Raw genomic sequence first — 17,164 nt, 5'->3', positions numbered from 1 at the left:
CTCACCGGCACGCGGGCCGGTAGTCCAGCGCGGGGACGTGCCGGGCCCACTCCTCCCGTGTGAGGTCGCGGCCGATCTCCCGGCACACCGTCGTGACCAGCGCCTCGGGGCGCAGCGACCATCGCACGATCCGCCCGTCCTCTCCCCCGGAGACGAGCTCGCCATCGGCGGTGAAGGCCAGGCCGCGGATGGGCGCGGTGTGCCCGGTCAGGCGGGTGGTCACCGTCCCCGACACCAGGTCCCACACGATCACCGTGTGGTCGTCGCCCGCCGAGGCGAGCGTCCTCCCGTCGCGGCCGAAGGCCAGCACCTGGACGGGGGCGGTGTGGCCGGTCAGCGCGGCGCCCTTCTCCCGGCCGGTCGTGCTGTCCCACAGGCGGATCGTGTGGTCGGCGCCGGCCGTGGCGATGGTGGTCCCGTCGGGGCTGAAGGCCACGTCGAGGATCGAGCCCTGACGGGTGCGCAGGCTGCGGACCTCCCTGCCGGCGGTGAGATCCCACACGAGCAGGTCACCGGCCGGGCCCGTGCTGGCCAGCAGGGGAGCCGTGGGGCTGAAGGCCAGGGCCGAGGCGAGCTGGCCCGGGAGCGGCGCCTCGTCCAGGCCGTCCGTCTTCCAGCGGAAGCGGCCCAGGGCGGTGGCGGCGACGTATCGGCCGCCGGGCTGGAAGGCGACGTCGGTGGACGCGCCGAGGCCCGGATAGGTCGTGGTGGCGACCTTCTTCCGGCTCCTCAGGTCCCAGACGGTCAGGGTGTGGCTGCGGGTGACCGAGGCCAGCGACCGGCCGTCGGGGCTGAAGGCCACGGCCCTCACGTGGTCGGGGTGGTCGGCCAGGGTGGCGACCGGGGCGCCGTCGGCGTCCCACAACCGGACCGTGGTGTCGCTGCTCGCGGAGGCGATCAGGCGGCCGTCCGGGGCGGCCTCGATGTCGTTGACCGCCGCGCTGTGGCCGGTGAACGGGGGGACCGGATGCCGTCTGACCACGATCGTGCGGCCCAGGCCCGCCGAGGCCAGCATGGTGCCGTCGGCGCTCATGGCCATGGAGAGGGCCTCGGTGCGGCTGCGGTCCTGGTAGGCGGTGACGGCCTCGTGCCGCGTCAGGTCCCAGACGGTGATCAGGCCGTCTTCGTCGGCGACGGCGATCCGGCCCTTGGCCGGGGCCGACATGTCCCAGGTGTAGGGCGACCGTTTCGGCAGGCTCGCCAGGGGAGTGATCTCGGTGGGGGTGACCCGCCAGAGGCGTACCCCCTCGTGCGACGAGCCGGTCGCGAGCACGCCGGTCTCGGCGTCGAAGCCGAGGCGGTGGACGTTCTCGACGTCGAGCCTGCCGACCCGCTCCCCCGACGCGACGTCCCAGACGATCGGCCGGTCGGCGCCGCTGACCAGCACCTTCCCGTCGGGGCTGAAGGCCAGGGCGGCGATCTCGGTGTGGTGGCCTTTGAGGAGACGCGGCGTGTCCCCGGCCAGCTCCACGTCGGCGCCGTCGGCGAAGGCGAGCCGGTCGCCGTCGAAGGCGAGCGCGTCGGTCAGATGGGCACGTTCGAGGCGGCGGACCTCCCTGCCGGTCGTCAGGTCGCGCACCACGACCACTCCCGGCGAGGCCGCGAGGGCGGGGGAGCGCACGATGGAGGCGAGGAACCGCCCGTCGGGGCTGAAGGCGACCGCCCGGCCGTGGCCGCCGCCGGGCTCGGCGAACCGGGCGATCCTCTTCGTGGTGCTCGGGTCCCAGAGGGTGACCGAGCCGTCCTCCCCCGCCGCCGCCAGCCGGGAACCGTCGGGGCTGAAGGCCACCCCGAAGATCGCCGGGCCTTCGGCGTTGAGCTCGATCCGCCGCTGCGCCGCCGCGGCCACACTCTCCAGGCCTCCCCTGGTCTCGGCGTCGGGATGCAGCCGGTACGCCGCCACCGCCAGCAGCCCCGCGAGGTCGGGATCGGTGCCCAGCAGCGACCTGGCCAGTAGTGAGACCTGGCGGGCGGTCGCCGTGAGCTGCTGGAACCCGGCCTCGGCGGCCTCTTCGAGCGCCACCACGCCACCGGTCACCGCGAGCAGGAACAGCACCGCCAGCGCGGCGAGCAGGCGGTGCAGCCTCCTGGTGCCGCGCCGCTCCTGGTCGTGGCTGGCGGCCAGGAACGCCGTCTCGACGTCGTTGAGCTCCTGCGGGTGATCGCCCGCCCAGGAGCGGGCGGCGAGGAGGCGTACGCCCCGGTAGAGCGCCCCCGGGTCGCGGCCGAGATCGGCCCAGGTCTGGGCGGCGTCGGTGAGGCGGCGGTGCACGAACAGGCTCTCGCGGTCGTCGGTGAGCCAGCCGTGTAATCGGGGCCAGGCGCGGATCAGCGCCTCATGGGCGACGTCCACGGTCCCTTCGGCCAGCACGACCAGGCGGGCGGCGGCCAGCCGGTCGAGCACCCGGGCGACCACCTCGGGCCCGGCCACCCCGGTCAGCTCCGCGCGGTCGATCGGCCGCCGGGTGTCCTCGGTGCCGTCGCCGAGGGCGGTCAGCCGCAGGAAGATCCGCCGGGCGGCGTCCTGTTCGGCGGGGGAGAGCTCGCCGAAGACACGTTCGGCGCTCTGCGCGATGGCCCCGCGCACCCCGCCCGCCGCCTGGTAACCGGCCAGCGTGAGGCGGGCGCCCTCGCGGTTGCGCCAGGTCTCCATCAGGGCGTGCGAGACGAGCGGCAGGCTGCCGGGCTCCCCGGCCGCGTCGGCGACCAGGGTGGCCGGGAGGTCGGGGTCGACCGCCAGCCCGGCGAGTTCGGCCGGGCCGGTGACGATCTCTCGCAGCCCGGCGGGCGGCAAGGGGCCGACGAGGAGCTGGGCCGTGCCGATCGCGTCGGCCAGGCCGGGGAAGCGGGTCAGGTGGGCGAGGAAGTCGGCCCGCACGCCGAGCACCAGGCGGACGTCGAGGTCGAGCAGGGCCGCCACGAACATGCGGCGCTCTTCCTCGTCGGCGCACAGGGTGAAGACCTCCTCGAACTGGTCGACCACGACCAGCGGCTCGTCGGCGATCTTCTCCAGGCTCTCCATCGGGAAGGCCCCCGGCGTCAGGATCAGTGCCTCCCCCGGCCAGCCGCCGAGCAGCCCGGCCCGCAGCAGCGACGACTTGCCGCTCCCCGACGCGCCGTAGACGCCCACGACCGGCCGGGTCTCCACGAGCTCGCGCAACCGGGCGACCAGATCCGACCGCCCGAAGAACCACTCCTGGTCTTCGGGCTGGAAGGCCGTCAGTCCCCGGTACGGGCACACGTCCGACACCACGCGGCGTACCCCGGCCTGCGGCAGCAGGTCGTCGTCGCCCCGGAGCACGGCCTCGTGCAGCCGCTGCAAGGCCGGCCCCGGCTCGACGCCGAGCTGGCCGTCGAGCTGCTCGCGGGTCTCCCGGAACACCTCCAGGGCCTCGGCCTGCCGTCCCGACCGGTAGAGGGCCAGCATGAGCTGCCCGCGCAGGCTCTCCCGGAAGGGGTGCTCCCTGGCCAGCACGGCCAGCTCGGCGGCGACCTCGGCGTGGCGGCCCAGCCCGAGCTCGGCCTCGGCCAGTCGCTCGGCCGCCGCCAGCCGGGCCTCCTCCAGCCTGCCGGCCTCCTCGGCGACCGGCGGCGCGTCGAGGAACTCGCCGAACGCGGGCCCCCGCCACAGGTCGAGCGCCGCCCTCAGCAGGTCGCGGGCCCGTTCCAGCTCACCGGCCCGCAGCGCCTCCGCGCCCTGCCCGGCCAGCTCCTCGAACCGGGTCGCGTCGAGGCCGGCCGGGAGGATCGTGTAACCGCCGGGCCGCGCGGCCACGAGGTCGGCGCCGAACGCGCGGCGCAGCCGATGGACGTAGAGCTGGACGTTGCGCCGGGCCGAGACCGGCGGACGATCGCCCCAGACGGCCGCGATGAGCCAGTCGACCGTGACGGGCCGCCCCGCCTTCGACAGCAGCGCGGCGAGCAGCAGCAGATATTTCGGTGCACCGGTGACGGGCGTCGTCACACCGTCACGAGTCACCGAAAGCGGCCCAAGCACCCTGAATTCCACGCGACATGCATCCTTGTCGGGCCGATGATGATCTGTCAATCGCAACGTAAAGATCCCCGGCGAACCGCCTCTGACGTCGCAGAATGCGCCATATGACCAGCATCCTGCGGTGGACCAGAGAGCGGGACCCGGAGCTGAACACGGTCCGCAAGGGCGCCCGCGCGGCGGTGATCATGCCGTCCGCGTTCGCGTTCTCCGACCTCGTCATCGGCAACCCGGTGATGTCGATGTACGCCTCGTTCGGGTCGTTCGCCCTGCTGCTGATGGTCGACTTCAGCGGCTCCACCCGCGACCGGCTGACCGCGCAGTTCTGGTTGATCCTGGCCGGCACCGTGCTGATCTCCGTCGGCACCCTGGCCTCCCATGCGGTGGTGACGGCCGTGCTGACGACGGTGGCGGTGACGTTCCTGATCCTGTTCTCCGGGGTGGTCAGCTCGGTGCTGGCCGGGGCGTCGACGGCGCTGCTGGTCTCCTACGTGCTGCCGGTGACGATCCCGGCCCCGTTGTCGGCTCTGGACGACCGCCTCTACGGCTGGTGGCTGGTCGGGGCGGCGTCGATGGCGGCGATCGTGCTGCTGTGGCCCGCACCCACCCGCGACCCGCTGCGGCCGAAGATCGCCCGCGCGCTCACACTGCTGGCCGAGCGGATCAAGCTGGAGGTCGCCTGCGTCTCCGGCGGGCTCCCGCTGAGCCGGAACCCGCCGCTGCGGGCCCTCGCCGAAGAGGCGAACGAGGCGGTGCGGGACATGAAGTCCACCTTCTGGGACACGCCCTACCGCCCGGCCGGGCTGACCACGACCGGCCGGGCCGAGGTGCGGCTGGCCGGTCAGGTGGTCTGGCTGCACTCCGTGCTGGAACGCGAACCGTTCGACAGCGGGCCGGGCCCGATCGACCCGGCGGTCTGCGCGGTCGAGACGGCCGCCGCCGAGGTCCTGGTGAGGGCCGCCGACCTGCTGGACTCCGCCGGCCGCGGCGACCGCCTCGACAGTGAGACCCGGCGCCTGATGGAGGCCCGGCGGGCGATGGAACGCGAGGTCACCGGCGCCCGGGTCACCGGCGACGCGACCGCGTTCGTGGCCTCACTCGAACCCTCGTTCCGGGCCCAGGAGATCAGCTTCGCGATCTCCGCCATCGCGCAGAACGTCGAGATCGCGGTGGCCGCCGAGGCCCGGTCGTGGCGCGACCGGTTCCTCGGCCGGCAACCCGCCGGATACTCCACCCGTCTGTCGTCGGCCCGCGCCCGCGTCTCCGCACACGCCGAACGCCACTCGGTGTGGTTGCGCAACAGCATCAGGGGCGCCGTCGCGCTCAGCATCTCGGTGCTGGTCGCGAGTGTGATCGGGGTGGAGCACTCGTTCTGGGTGGTGCTCGGCACGCTGGTCGTGCTGCGCTCGAACGCGGTGACGACCGGCCAGAGCGCCCTGCGCGCGCTCGCCGGGACGGCCATCGGGTTCGCCATCGGCGCCTTCGTCCTGTGGGCCGTGCACGGCCACACGATCTTCCTGTGGATCCTGCTGCCGGTCACGATCCTGGTCGCCGGGCTCGCGCCGACCGTGATCTCCTTCATGGCCGGTCAGGCGGGGTTCACCGTGCTCCTGCTGATCCTGTTCGAGATCGCCGCGCCCACCGGCTGGCGGACCGGGCTGATCCGCCTGGAGGACATCGCCGTCGGCTGCTCCGTCAGCCTGCTCGCCGGAGCCCTGTTCTGGCCGCGCGGCGCACGGGCGGCCCTCGGCCAGTCGCTCGACGAGGCCTTCACCGACAACGCGCGTTACTTCCGCAGGGCGGTCGAGTTCTGCGTCACCCGCTGCGACGTCGGGTCGTCGGCCGCCTATCCGAGCGACACGCGAGGGCAGGCGCTGGCCGCGATGCAGCGGCTCGACGACGCCTTCCGGGGCTACCTGGCCGAGCGTGGCACCAAGCACATGCCGCTGTCGGACGCGTCGTCGCTGGTCGCGAGCGTGACCGTGCTCCAGTACAGCGCGGAGGCCATCGTCGACCTGTGGAGCAGGGACGACGGCCACGTCGACCGCGACCGCAGCGCGGCCCAGATGGAGATCGTCACGGCGGCCGACCCCGTGGCGACCTGGTTCGAACGGGCCGGCAAGGCCCTCGGCCGCGAGGCGCCGGTCCCCGAGCGGCTGCCCTACGACCAGGCCGCCGAGGCCCGCCTGATCGCCGCGGTGAGCCGTGACCTCAGCGACGACGACGGCCGCGCGACGGCGACCGGGGTCCGGATCGTGTGGACCGCCCACCACGTCGACGCCGCCCGCCGGCTGGCGGACGGGGTCGCCGAGGTGGTCGAGCAGATCCGTTAGACCGGACGGCCGACGTTCTGCGCGAACTGCCCCTGCCAGTTGCCCGGCGGGGTGTAGCGGGCGACGACGTACTTCGAGGCCCTGGAGAAGATCGTGTTGGCCGGGCACGACCCGACCGCGACGGCCAGGCCCGTCGACGACTTCCAGACCACCTGCGTGAAATGGCCGGTCGCGCCCGAGAAGCCGGGCTTGGAGTAGTCGTAGTACCTGGCCTCGTCCATCCAGGCCTTCACCGCGTCCCGCACGATCGTCGCGTCGTCGGCGACCCTGGTGGTGGCGTAGAGGTTCTCGCCGTACTGGCCGGCCGGGTTGGAGTGCTGGAACCGGCAGGCGTTCGCCCAGGTCTGGGTGGCGGGCAGCAGGCTCGCGTTCCAGACCAGGGGGCGGGCGCCGTACTGCGCGCGGGCCGTGTTGTGGCTGCTCAGGGCGGCGTCGATGACGGTCTCGGCGCTGGCCGGGGCGGGGACGGCGGCCAGGGCCGCCGCGACCACGAGGTATTTGATCATGGCATCAAGTCGTAGCCGCGGCGGCTCGGGCGATCAATCATCAGGAGGCCGCTTTGACCGCACCCTGGTAGCGGGCCACCACGAACTTGGTCGGCGCGGCGAAGATCGTGCCCGCCGGGCAGTCGACGATGGCGATCCCGACCCGCGCGGTCTTCGCGCCGACGGCCTGCGTGTAGTGGCTGATGTCCTGGGCGTAGCGGTGGTTCCGCACGTCGAACTTGGCGGCCTCGTTCGCCCACGACACGACGGCGTCTCGCAGGACGGTCGCGTCGTCGGCCTGGCTGGTGGTGACGTAGAGGTTCTCTCCGTAGCGGCCGTCGTGGTCGGACGGCACGAACGAGCAGGTGCGGGCGTGCCACTTGGCCTCCTCGCGGAGGGTGGCGTCCCATTCGACCGGGCCGATGCCGTAGAAGGCGCGGGCCTGGTTGTGGAAACCGAGCGCCTGGCCGGGGATCGGGTCGGCCGAGGCGGGCATGGCCGGGGCGAGCGCGGCGAGGGCCGCGACGACGAGGTATCTGATCACGGTTCAGCGTGGTCGCTGTGACTCTCGGTGATCAACCTAGACAACGTCAAAGTCCGCCATCATGGCCATGTCCTCGTGTTCGAGGTTGTGGCAATGCAGCATGTATCGCCCTCGGTAGCCGTCGAACCGCACGGCCACCTCGACGGTCTCGTAGGGCCGGACGTCGACCGTGTCCTTCCAGCCCTGCTCCTCGCGGCCGAGCACCTTGAAACGGCCCAGGTGCACGTGGACGGGATGGTGGAAGTCGCTCGCGAACCGCCAGATCTCGGTCGTGCCCAGGCGGGGCGCGGCGACGGACCGTCCGGGGAGGTAGGGGCTGCCGTTGATGGTCCAGGCGCCGTCGTCGACGCGGAAATCGAAGGTGCGCCGGGCGACGGGGTCGTCCACAGGCTGTGGATCGGCGAGCCTGGCCGGCACCCGGCTGTCGTCCCGGGCCTTACGGGTCACCGTGAAGCGCATGACGTCGCCGCCGAGCAGGTCGGTCAGCGTGACGTGGGAGCCGACCGGATAGCGGGCGAAGTCGACGATCACGTCATAACGCTCACCCGGAGCGATGGTGATCGTGTCCCGGGTCAGCGGCCGTTCCAGGAGCCCCTGGTCGCTGCCGATCTGGGTGAACGAGCCGCCGGGCCGAAGGGCCAGCCGGTAGCGGCGGGCGTTCGAGGCGTTCAGCAGCCGGAGCCGATAGCGGACCGCCTCCACTTCCCGGTACGGCCACGGCACCCCGTTGACCAGCACGACATCTCCTTCGACACCCTCCATGAAGTCCGGCCGCACCCCGTGGCGGAGCAGGAGCGTGGGGTCGAGCGCCGGATAGCGGAACGACCCGTCGGCCTCGAACGACCGGTCGCAGATCATCAGCGGCAACTCCCGGTCCCCCGCCGGCAGGCCGAGCCGCTCCTCCTCCTCGTCCCTGATCAGGAAGAACCCGGCCAGCCCCTTGTAGACCTGCGGCCCGGTGAAGTCCATCCGGTGATCGTGGTACCAGAGCGTGGCGGCCGGCTGGTCGAGCGGGTAGACGTAGTCCTTGGTCCGGTCGTGCAGGGTCGATCCGGCGTGGTGCGGTCGGGTGGTGCCCACGACCAGATCCATGGGGTGGCCGTCGGAGTCCGCCGGGGTCACGCCGCCGTGCAGGTGCGTGGAGGTGGGCACGGTCAGGTCGTTGCGGATCGTCACCACGGCCTGCTCGCCGCGCCTGAGGTCGAAGGTCGGGCCGGGCCAGGTGCCGTCGTAGCCCCAGATCTCCGTGGTGGTCCCCGGGATGATCTCCATGCGGGCGGGGCGCTGGGTGACGACGTACCGGCCGGGGCTCGTGGGCCGCGCCGTCTTCGGCAGCACCAGGGGGCGGGCGAACTTCGGGGGCAGCGGGATCGCGCTGGTCAGCCGCTCGCCGGAGACCTCCGCGCCGCAGCCGGCCGCCAGCAGCAGGCCGAGGACGCCGCGCCGGGAGATCATCGTGTCACCCGCCAGAGCAGCAGCGTCATGACCGCCGACGCTCCGAAGATCGACATCCCGAGCGGGAAGTGCACGGCCAGGTCTCGCGACATGCCCACCCAGATCTGCGCCGATTCGGCCACGACCAGCCCTCCCGTCGCCCACAACGGCCACACCACACGAGCGCGCCGCCAGAGGAGGAAGGCCACGACCATTTGGACCAGCAGCAGAGAATAGGTGATCCCGGCGTTGCTCTCATGCCAGCTCAGCAGGTCGGCGTCGCCCGTCACGAAGAGCCCGGCGAGCAGCGCCTGGCCGAGCACCCCGGCCAGATGCAGCACCGAGGTCAACCGGATGGTCCATCTCATGGACGCCATAATGGACCAGCCAAAAATCGGCAATCGTCACACCCCGGTAGTGATCGCGATGTACATCCGGGGATGTACGCCCTCCTCCCGGTTCTGACCTACCGTGGCAGGCGTGCCGCCCTGGAAGAACGACACCGTGCTCGCCCTGGTCACGCTCACTCTGGGCGTCGGCGGGACCTACGGCCGGCTGTCCAGCTCCGGCCTGGTCGAACGGCCGGTCGACACGTTCGGCCTGACCTTGATCGTGGTCTCCTCGGCGGCGCTGGTCTGGCGGCGCAGTACTCCCCCGGCGGCCGGGTGGGTGGCCGTGGCGTGCGCGGTCGTCTACTACGGCTTCCGGTATCCGGGGGTGTTCGCCGCCGCGCCCGCCCTGATCGCCGTCTACACCGCCGCGAGCGTGGGCCGCCGCAGGCTGGCCGTCGGGCTGGTCGTGGCCCTGGCCGCCGGGGTCGGCGTGATCGTCGCGCTGTCGGCCAAGGATCCCGAGCCGGGCGGGCTGAGCCTGCTGAGCGGCTGGCTGGTGGCGGTGTTCGTGCTCGGCGAGGTCACCCGCGGCCGCCGCGCCTACCTCGAAGAGGTGGAACACCGGGCGGCCGAGGCCGAACGCACCAAGGAGGAGGCGGCATTGCGCCGGGCCGGTGAGGAACGCCTGTGGATCGCCCAGGAGCTGCACGACGCGCTGACCCACACCATCTCGGTGATCAACGTGCAGACCTCGGTGGCGTTGGAGATGCTCGACCGCGACCCCGCGCAGACGCGCTCGTCCCTGCTGGCGATCAAGGAGTCGGGCCAGGACGCGATGCGGGAACTCCGCTCGACCCTGGGAGTGCTGCGGCAGCCCGGGAGCCCGTCGTCGGGGCTGGCCCACCTGCCGCGGCTGATCGAGCGGGCCCAGGCGGCCGGCCTGTCGGTGCGGTCGACGGTGACGGGGGAGCCGGTGGAACTGCGGCCGGAGGCCGACCGGGCGGCGTACCGGATAGCGCAGGAGGCCTTCACCAACGTGCTGCGGCACGCGGGCCCGGCCACGATCACGCTGACGGTTTCACATGAAACCAGCCGGGTGGTGCTGACGATCGCCGACGACGGCACCCCGGGCGACGCCGAACCGGGCATGGGCCTGATCGGCATGCGCGAACGCGCGGTGGCCGTCGGCGGCTCGCTGGAGGCCGGGCCCCGGGCGTCCGGGGGCTTTCTCGTACGGGCGGAGCTCCCCCGATGATCCGGGTCCTGCTGGCCGACGACCAGCCGCTGATCAGGGCCGGTTTCCGCGCCCTGCTGGAACTGGCCGACGACGTCACGGTCGTGGGGGAGGCGGGCAACGGCGGCGAGGCCGTGCAGCTCTGCCGTTCCCTCAAGCCCGACGTGGCGCTGCTCGACGTGCGCATGCCCCTGATGGACGGCATCCAGGCGACCCGCAGGATCGGCGCCGACCCCGAGCTGGCCGATCTGAAGGTCGTGATCCTGACCAACTACGCCCTCGACGAGTACGTCTTCGCCGCCCTCCGGGCCGGGGCCAGCGGCTTCCTGCTGAAGGACATCGAGCCCGCCGAACTGCTCCAGTCGGTCAGGGTGGCCGCCAGGGGAGACGCCCTGCTCTCCCCCGCCGTGACCAGACGCCTCATCGAGGAGTACGTCGCCACCCCACCCCGCCCGACCCCCGCCCCCGGCCTGGCCAGGCTGACCGACCGGGAGCGGGAGGTGTTGCGGCTGGTGGCGACCGGCAGGTCCAACGAGGAGATCGCCGGTGACCTCGTCATCTCCCACGCCACCGTGAAGACCCACGTGAGCCGGATCATGGCCAAGCTGCTGGCCAGGGACCGCGCCCAGCTGGTCGTGCAGGCCTACGAGAGCGGCCTGGTCACACCCGGGTGACCTCCCGCTCGGCCGGCTCGGCCAGGTGGTGGCGCAGCTTCTCGCCCTCGACGTCGAGGTCGGGCAGGATCTTGTCGAGCCAGCGGGGGAGCCACCAGGCGGCCCGGCCGAGCATCGACATGACCGCCGGCACCAGCGTCATCCGCACCACGAACGCGTCGATCAGCACGCCGATCGCCAGGGCGAAGCCCATCGACTTGATGATCGGGTCGTCCATGAACACGAACCCGCCGAACACCGAGGTCATGATCAGCGCAGCGGCGGTGACGACCCGGGCGTTGTGGCCCATGCCGTTGATGGTCGCCTGGCGCGGGGTGTCGCCGTGCACGAAGTCCTCCCGCATGCGGGAGACGAGGAAGACCTCGTAGTCCATGGCCAGCCCGAACAGGATGCCGATCAGCAGGATCGGCAGGAAGCTGACCAGCGGGCCGGGCTGCTCGACGCCGAACAGGCCGGCCAGGTGGCCCTGCTGGAAGATGGCCACCGTGATGCCGAACGTCGACCCGACCGTCAGCAGGAAGCCGAGCGCCGCCTTGACCGGCACCAGGATCGAGCGGAAGACCAGCATCAGCAGCAGCACCGACAGGCCCACGACGAGCAGCAGGTAGGTCGGCATGGCCTCGCCGAGCTTGTCGGAGACGTCGATGCCGAGGGCGGTCGCGCCGGTCACCGCGATCTCCGCGCCGGAGATGGTGGCGAGCTTGGCCCGGATGTCGTGCACGGCCTGCTCGGTCTCGGCCGAGGTCGGCCCGTTCTTGGGGATGATGGCGACCAGGGCGGTGGTGCCGTCGGCGTTCGGCTGCGGCGGGGTGGCCGCCAGCACACCGGGCACCTGCATGATCATCTGGGCGGCCTGCCCGGCCAGGGCGGTGGTGGTCGCGGCGTCCTTGGTGGTCACCACGGCGATCAGCCGCGAGTTGAACCCCTCGCCGAACCCTTCGCTGGTCAGGTCGTATGCCTCCCGCGCCGGGCTGCCGGGGGCGGCGGAACCGGTGTCGGGCAGGGCCAGCCGCAGGTCCTGGGCGGGCAGCGCGAGCGCGCCGAGCCCGGCGATGCCGACCAGCAGGATCGGGATGCCGAACTTGGTGACCAGACGGCCCCAGGTGTAGCCGAAGCCCTCCTTGGCGACGGCCTCGCCGGCCCGCTGCCGGCGTGGCAGCACCTTCTCGCCGGCGAACGCGAGGATCGCGGGCAGCAGGGTGATCGCGACGAGCACGGCCACGGCGACGGTCCCGGCGGCGGCCAGACCCATCACGGTCAGGAACGGGATGCCGGCCACGAACAGGCCGGCCAGCGCGATGACGACGGTGGCCCCGGCGAACACGACGGCCGAACCGGCGGTGCCGGTGGCCCGGCCCGCGGCCTCCTCGCGGTCGAGCCCCTCGGTGAGGAACTGGCGGTAGCGGGAGGTGATGAAGAGCGAGTAGTCGATGCCGACGGCCAGACCCAGCATCAGGGCCAGGACGGGGGTGACCGAGGTCAGCTCGACGACGCCGCTGAGGGCGTACAGACCGCCCATGCCGACGCCCACCCCGACGAGCGCGTTGAGCAGCGTCATCCCGGCCGCGACCAGCGACCCCAGCGTGATGATGAGCACGACGGCGGCGATCAGCACGCCGATCGCCTCCGACCCGCCGACCTCGGGGGCGGCGCGCAGCACGTCACCGCCGTGCTCGATCCGCATCCCCGTGGTCGTGGAGCCGACCTTGAGGTAGGCGTCGCGCGTCTCGTCGGCGAGGTCTTCGGCCGTGCCGGAGAACTGCACGGTGATCAGCGCGTAGCGGCCGTCGGGGGAGACCGACCGGGCCTGGAAGGGGTCGACCGCGGCGACCACGCCGGGCACCGACGCGGCCTCCTTGACCACGGGCGCCACCGCGGCCGGGTCGAGCTTGGCGCCCTCGGGCGCCGCCAGCACGATCGTGCCGGTGGCCCCGCTGGCCTGCGGGAAATCGCGGGCCAGGGCGTCGAGGGCACGCTGGGACTCGGTGCCCGGCATGCTGAACTTGTCACTGGACGGCCCGAGGAACAGGGCCGCGCCGGCCCCCATCAGCGCGAGCAGCAGCACCCAGACGGCCACCACCCGCCCCCGGTTGCGGAAGGAGAACCGGCCGAGCCGGTAGAGCAAGGTCGCCATGAAAGCTCTCTTCTAAGAGGACAGGCCGAGCGTGCGGAACGCTCCACTGGTGAGCTCCGCGCGCATGGTCTCGTCGGGGATCGCGACCCCCCGGGCCGTCGTCAGGAAGATCCCCAGCAGCGCCATCCAGCCCGCCACCCTGGGCTCCTGCTCGGGCACCCGCCCGACCATCGCGTCGACCAGTGCCTCGGTCACGTCGTCGACGCAGGGGAGTTCGGGATGGTCGAGCAGGGCGTCGACGTCGAGCAGCAGGATCTTGACCTGGCGGCGGAAGCGCAGCGACATGTCCACCACACCGGCGACGGCGGCCCGAGCGGCCTCCTCGCCCTGGAGTGGGGCCAGCCGCTGGAGCAGCGTCTCGAACTCGTGCCCGATGGGGGCGAAGAGCTCGCTGAGGATCGTGTCCTTGTTCGTGAAGTGATAGAGCAAGGACGCCTTCGAGCAGCCCACATCCGACGCGATGTCCTGCAGCGACGTGCCCCGGAAGCCGTGCGCGGCGAACAGGCGCAGGGCGGACTCCAGGATGTCGGCACGCATCGAGGTCGCGGATCGGGTCATGGCACCACGATAACTGACCGATCGGACAGTTCTGTCCGATCGGTCAGTTGTTTACACGAAGCGCTGCACGAAGTTCAACGCGGTGTCACAAACCTCACGCCAGCCCATGTCGATGGTGAGGGAGTGCCCCCGGTTCGGGATCTCCACGATCTCGGTGACGTGACGCTCGTTCCTCTCCTGGATCTTGTACGACGCGTTGGCGATCGCCCACGGAACCGCGTGGTCCCGCTTTCCCGAGATGATCAGCAGCGGCCCCCGGTCCTCGGCCAGGCTGTCCACCTTGACCTCGCTCCACGGGTTGAAATTCGCCGCCGCCGCCTGGAAGAGCGGAGCGCCCGGGGCCGCGACGGCGAACTCTTCGAACAACTCCCTGGCCTCCTCCTCGCTGACGGCGTTGGTGAAGGCGTACCGGAACTGCTCGAAGGTCAGCGGCACGGCCCGGTGCCGGTTGGCCGGATTCCCCAGCACCGGCGCGGCGGCCCGCAGCGCCGAGAGCGGCAGCGGCAGCACCCCCTGGAAGGGCGCCGGGGTGATCGCCACCGAAGCGCGGGCGAGGCCGTGTCCGGCCAGGATCTGGGTGAGCAGCCCGCCGAACGAGTGCCCGATGACCACGGGCCTGCGGGAAAGGCGGCCAATCAGCTCGGAGAGGTGGTCGGCCACCTGCGCGACGGTCTTGTCGGCGAAGACCTCGGGATGTTCGCGGGCCTCCTCGACGGTGTCCGGATCGTCCGGCCACCCTGCGGTGACCGGCGCGAACCCGGCCTCGGCGAACACCCCCGCCCACCGGTCCCAGCTGCTCGGCAGCAGCCACAGGCCGTGCACGAACACCGCGGGAATCCGGCCGGTGGCGTTGGCCCGCTCGACGAGTTCGAGATCATGGCTCATGGCTGGTGCTCCTCGTATACGTCTGACCCCGCTGACCCCGGCCGACCTCGACGCCCACCTGGCCGGTCAAGACGAGCAGCTGACCCGCTGGTACACCGGCGGCCCCTCGACCCGGGAGGCCACCGCCGCCTACCTCCACCACTGCTCGACGCAGTGGGAACGGCGCGGCCCGTTGCGCGCCTTCGGCATCCGCGTGGACGACACCCTCGCCGGCACCCTCGACCTGCGCTTCGCCGGAGACGAGGTCGACATCGCCTACGGCCTCTATCCGTCGTGGCGCGGCCGAGGCCTGGCCACGCGGGCAGTCCTCCTCGCCTGCCGGTACGCCGCCTCCGAAGGCGCCCGGCTGGCCGTGATCAAGGTGGACCCCGCGAACCCGGCCTCGGCCGCGGTCGCCCGGAGAGCCGGCTTCACCTTCGCGGGAGGGGACACGACGTTCGATCGCCACACCCTTCCCCTGACGCCCTAGCGGCCGGGATGCAGGACGACCTTGGTCCAGCCCTCGTCACGGGCGTCGAAGTGGCGGTAGCCCTCGGGCGCCTCACTGAGCGGCAGCTCGTGCGAGACGATGAACGACGGCCGCGCCCTGCCGGTGTGGATGAGGTTGCGCAACTGCCGGTTGTACGCCTTGACGTTCGCCTGCCCGGTCCCCATCTTCTGACCCTTGAACCAGAAGTGCCCCATGTCGAAGGGGATCTTCCCGACCCGCGCGCCCTCGTCGGCGTTGCCCGGGTCCTCCGGCAGGAACAACCCGACGACGCCGATGCCGCCGGTGGGCCGCACCGACCTGACGACGCTGTTCAGCGCCGCGTCGGAATGCTCGTCGCCCTGCGGGTCGTGCGCCTGGTAACCCACGCATTCACAACCCCGGTCGGCCCCCTCACCCGCGGTGAGGTCGAGCACCTGCTCCACCGCCGACCCCTGGGAGTCGTCGATCGGGATGCAGCCGATCTTCTCGGCCACCTTCAGCCGGTCGGCCTGCCGGTCGACGATCATGACCTTGCTCGCGCCCTTGAGCAGCGCCGAGTAGGCCGCCATCTGCCCGATGGGCCCGGCGCCGTACACGACCACGGACTCGCCCGGACGCAACCCCGCCAGCTCGGTGGCGTGCCACCCGGTGGGGAAGATGTCCGACAACATCACGTAGTCGTTCTCCTTCTCCCGTGCGTCGTCAGGCAACCGCAGGCAGTTGAAGTCGCCGTACGGCACCCGCAGCAACTCGGCCTGCCCGCCCTGGAAGGGCCCCATCCCGGCGTAGCCGTAGGCGGCCCCCGCCACGCCAGGGTTGACGGTGAGGCAGAAGCCGGTGAACCCGGCCTCGCAGTTCTTGCAGTGCCCACAGGCGATGTTGAACGGCAGGCACACCATGTCGCCCACCGTGATCCGGTCGACCGCCGACCCGACCTCGATGACCTCCCCGAGGTTCTCGTGGCCCAGCACCCGGCCGGTCTCCATGTTGGTACGGCCTTCGTACATGTGCAGGTCAGAGCCACAGATGTTGGCGGCGGTGACCCGCACCAGGACATCGGTCGGGCGTTCTATGCGAGCGTCTGGAACTTCCTGGACGACGACCTCCCGGGGGCCCTCGTACACCAGTGCCTGCATGATCACACCTCCGAATTTGTCGATGATCAGCCCAAGTGGACCTTTTGCTCCATTGCGCCATGTTGCCCAGAACAGATGGACAAGCACCCCTCCCGACGGCAAAAGTCTTTTTAGAAAGAATCGGGAGGAGTTCCACATGGCAAAAGTGACCTGGCGCACGGGAGCCGTCATCGTCGCCGCCTTCACGGCAATCCCTGTAATCACCGTCTCCAGCCCCGCCGCCGCGGACACCAACTGCGGCAGCTGGCCCGGAAACGGCATCGCCCACCACGACATCGCCAGCCGCACCGCCACCGTCAGCGGCCGAACCGTCAAGGTTGCCCTGGTCAACCACCGCATCAGCGACCACTCGTTCGCCGCGATCCGCTCCGGCTACCGCTCGGGCGACCAGACCTGGATCGACCGCTCGAAGGACAAGGTGAACTGGACCCAGTGCGGCCCGTTCAGTTCGCAATTCTCCAACGACCAGTTGCACAAGGGATACTGGATGCGCGCCTGCGCACGTTTCAACGGCTACAGTTTCTGCACCGACTGGAAACAGGACAGCTGAAATAGAAATGGCCCGGACCTTGAGAGGTCCGGGCCATTTCTCGAATATCAACGCTTAGCGGTGGTGCCAGCCGCCCCAGCCGAAGTCGCCGTTGTGGCCGTAGCCGCCGCGGACGCGGAAGTCGTCGACGTGCTTGCCGAAGACGATGTGCTTGGACAGGAAGCTCTTGGTGCTGTACCGCTTGTGGAAGAACCACTTGCCGCGGTCCTTGTAGTAGACGTCGAAGAAGCTGTAGTCGCGGTCGTCGTGGTCGCGGTCCCAGATCTTGAAGTCGAGCCAGTAGCGGCCGCCGCTCTTGCCCCATCGGTAGTCGAACCGGCCGTCGCCGCGTTCGAAGCGGTCCCAGCTGGACCCGGCCTGGGCCTGGGCGGCCGAGGCGGTGGCGGTGGTGGCGGTGGTGGT

At 71.4% G+C, this 17,164-nt stretch carries 15 protein-coding genes; 5 read left to right on the top strand and 10 right to left on the bottom strand.

The genetic code is table 11. The features are described from left to right. Position 1: 1 nt before the first annotated feature. The gene (locus GT755_RS09580; protein ID WP_161479390.1) at positions 2-3,964 is read right to left on the bottom strand and encodes an nSTAND1 domain-containing NTPase; all 3,963 of its coding nucleotides are present in this window, start codon (positions 3,962-3,964) and stop codon (positions 2-4) included. Between the two features lie 137 nt (positions 3,965-4,101). Here GT755_RS09580 and GT755_RS09575 point away from each other — a divergent pair, with 137 nt between their 5' ends. After that, positions 4,102-6,327, top strand: coding sequence for an FUSC family protein (locus GT755_RS09575; RefSeq protein WP_161479389.1), 2,226 nt, complete (start codon positions 4,102-4,104; stop codon positions 6,325-6,327). Here the strand turns inward: GT755_RS09575 and GT755_RS09570 are convergent. The 4 genes from GT755_RS09570 to GT755_RS09555 are packed head-to-tail and all read right to left on the bottom strand — an operon-like array spanning position 6,324 to position 9,158. Then, on the bottom strand, positions 6,324-6,833 hold the full coding sequence (locus GT755_RS09570; protein WP_161479388.1) for a CAP family protein: 510 nt from the start codon (positions 6,831-6,833) through the stop codon (positions 6,324-6,326). The genes GT755_RS09575 and GT755_RS09570 overlap by 4 nt on opposite strands. Before the next feature lie 40 nt (positions 6,834-6,873). Next, positions 6,874-7,356 (bottom strand): CAP domain-containing protein, encoded by a 483-nt coding sequence (locus GT755_RS09565; protein WP_161479387.1) that lies wholly within the window; start codon positions 7,354-7,356, stop codon positions 6,874-6,876. Between the two features lie 36 nt (positions 7,357-7,392). Further along, on the bottom strand, positions 7,393-8,811 hold the full coding sequence (locus GT755_RS09560; protein WP_161479386.1) for a multicopper oxidase family protein: 1,419 nt from the start codon (positions 8,809-8,811) through the stop codon (positions 7,393-7,395). Then, on the bottom strand, positions 8,808-9,158 hold the full coding sequence (locus GT755_RS09555; RefSeq protein WP_235966457.1) for a hypothetical protein: 351 nt from the start codon (positions 9,156-9,158) through the stop codon (positions 8,808-8,810). The genes GT755_RS09560 and GT755_RS09555 overlap by 4 nt, the downstream gene beginning before the upstream one ends. Before the next feature lie 112 nt (positions 9,159-9,270). Between GT755_RS09555 and GT755_RS41045 the strand changes: the two genes are divergently transcribed. Beyond that, on the top strand, positions 9,271-10,377 hold the full coding sequence (locus GT755_RS41045; RefSeq protein WP_161479384.1) for a sensor histidine kinase: 1,107 nt from the start codon (positions 9,271-9,273) through the stop codon (positions 10,375-10,377). Continuing rightward, a complete protein-coding gene (locus GT755_RS09545) occupies positions 10,374-11,030 on the top strand; it encodes a response regulator (RefSeq protein WP_161479383.1) in 657 nt (218 codons plus the stop codon). The genes GT755_RS41045 and GT755_RS09545 overlap by 4 nt, the downstream gene beginning before the upstream one ends. Here GT755_RS09545 and GT755_RS09540 read toward each other — a convergent pair. The 3 genes from GT755_RS09540 to GT755_RS09530 are packed head-to-tail and all read right to left on the bottom strand — an operon-like array spanning position 11,017 to position 14,607. Beyond that, positions 11,017-13,164, bottom strand: coding sequence for an MMPL family transporter (locus GT755_RS09540; protein ID WP_161479382.1), 2,148 nt, complete (start codon positions 13,162-13,164; stop codon positions 11,017-11,019). The genes GT755_RS09545 and GT755_RS09540 overlap by 14 nt on opposite strands. A gap of 12 nt (positions 13,165-13,176) precedes the next feature. Continuing rightward, on the bottom strand, positions 13,177-13,722 hold the full coding sequence (locus tag GT755_RS09535) for a TetR/AcrR family transcriptional regulator (protein ID WP_161479381.1): 546 nt from the start codon (positions 13,720-13,722) through the stop codon (positions 13,177-13,179). Between the two features lie 51 nt (positions 13,723-13,773). Beyond that, entirely contained in the window at positions 13,774-14,607 is an 834-nt protein-coding gene (locus tag GT755_RS09530; RefSeq protein ID WP_161479380.1) for an alpha/beta hydrolase, read from the bottom strand. On the opposite strand from GT755_RS09530, the gene GT755_RS09525 reads away from it, so the two are divergent. Next, positions 14,606-15,076, top strand: coding sequence for a GNAT family N-acetyltransferase (locus GT755_RS09525; protein WP_161479379.1), 471 nt, complete (start codon positions 14,606-14,608; stop codon positions 15,074-15,076). The genes GT755_RS09530 and GT755_RS09525 overlap by 2 nt on opposite strands. On the opposite strand, the gene GT755_RS09520 is transcribed toward GT755_RS09525, so the two are convergent. Next, positions 15,073-16,212, bottom strand: coding sequence for a glutathione-independent formaldehyde dehydrogenase (locus GT755_RS09520; protein ID WP_161479378.1), 1,140 nt, complete (start codon positions 16,210-16,212; stop codon positions 15,073-15,075). The two genes, GT755_RS09525 and GT755_RS09520, sit on opposite strands and share 4 nt — an antisense overlap. A gap of 136 nt (positions 16,213-16,348) precedes the next feature. Between GT755_RS09520 and GT755_RS09515 the strand changes: the two genes are divergently transcribed. Next, the gene (locus GT755_RS09515; RefSeq protein ID WP_161479377.1) at positions 16,349-16,762 is read left to right on the top strand and encodes a hypothetical protein; all 414 of its coding nucleotides are present in this window, start codon (positions 16,349-16,351) and stop codon (positions 16,760-16,762) included. A 54-nt stretch (positions 16,763-16,816) separates the two neighbouring features. Here the strand turns inward: GT755_RS09515 and GT755_RS09510 are convergent. Further along, positions 16,817-17,164: hypothetical protein (locus GT755_RS09510; RefSeq protein WP_202609861.1), on the bottom strand; the 348-nt coding region annotated here is incomplete at its 5' end.

Origin of the sequence: Herbidospora solisilvae (genome assembly GCF_009901565.1) — a bacterium.
GTDB classification, from domain to species: Bacteria; Actinomycetota; Actinomycetes; order Streptosporangiales; family Streptosporangiaceae; genus Herbidospora; species Herbidospora solisilvae.
This window is presented reverse-complemented; position numbering and strand designations above follow the sequence as displayed.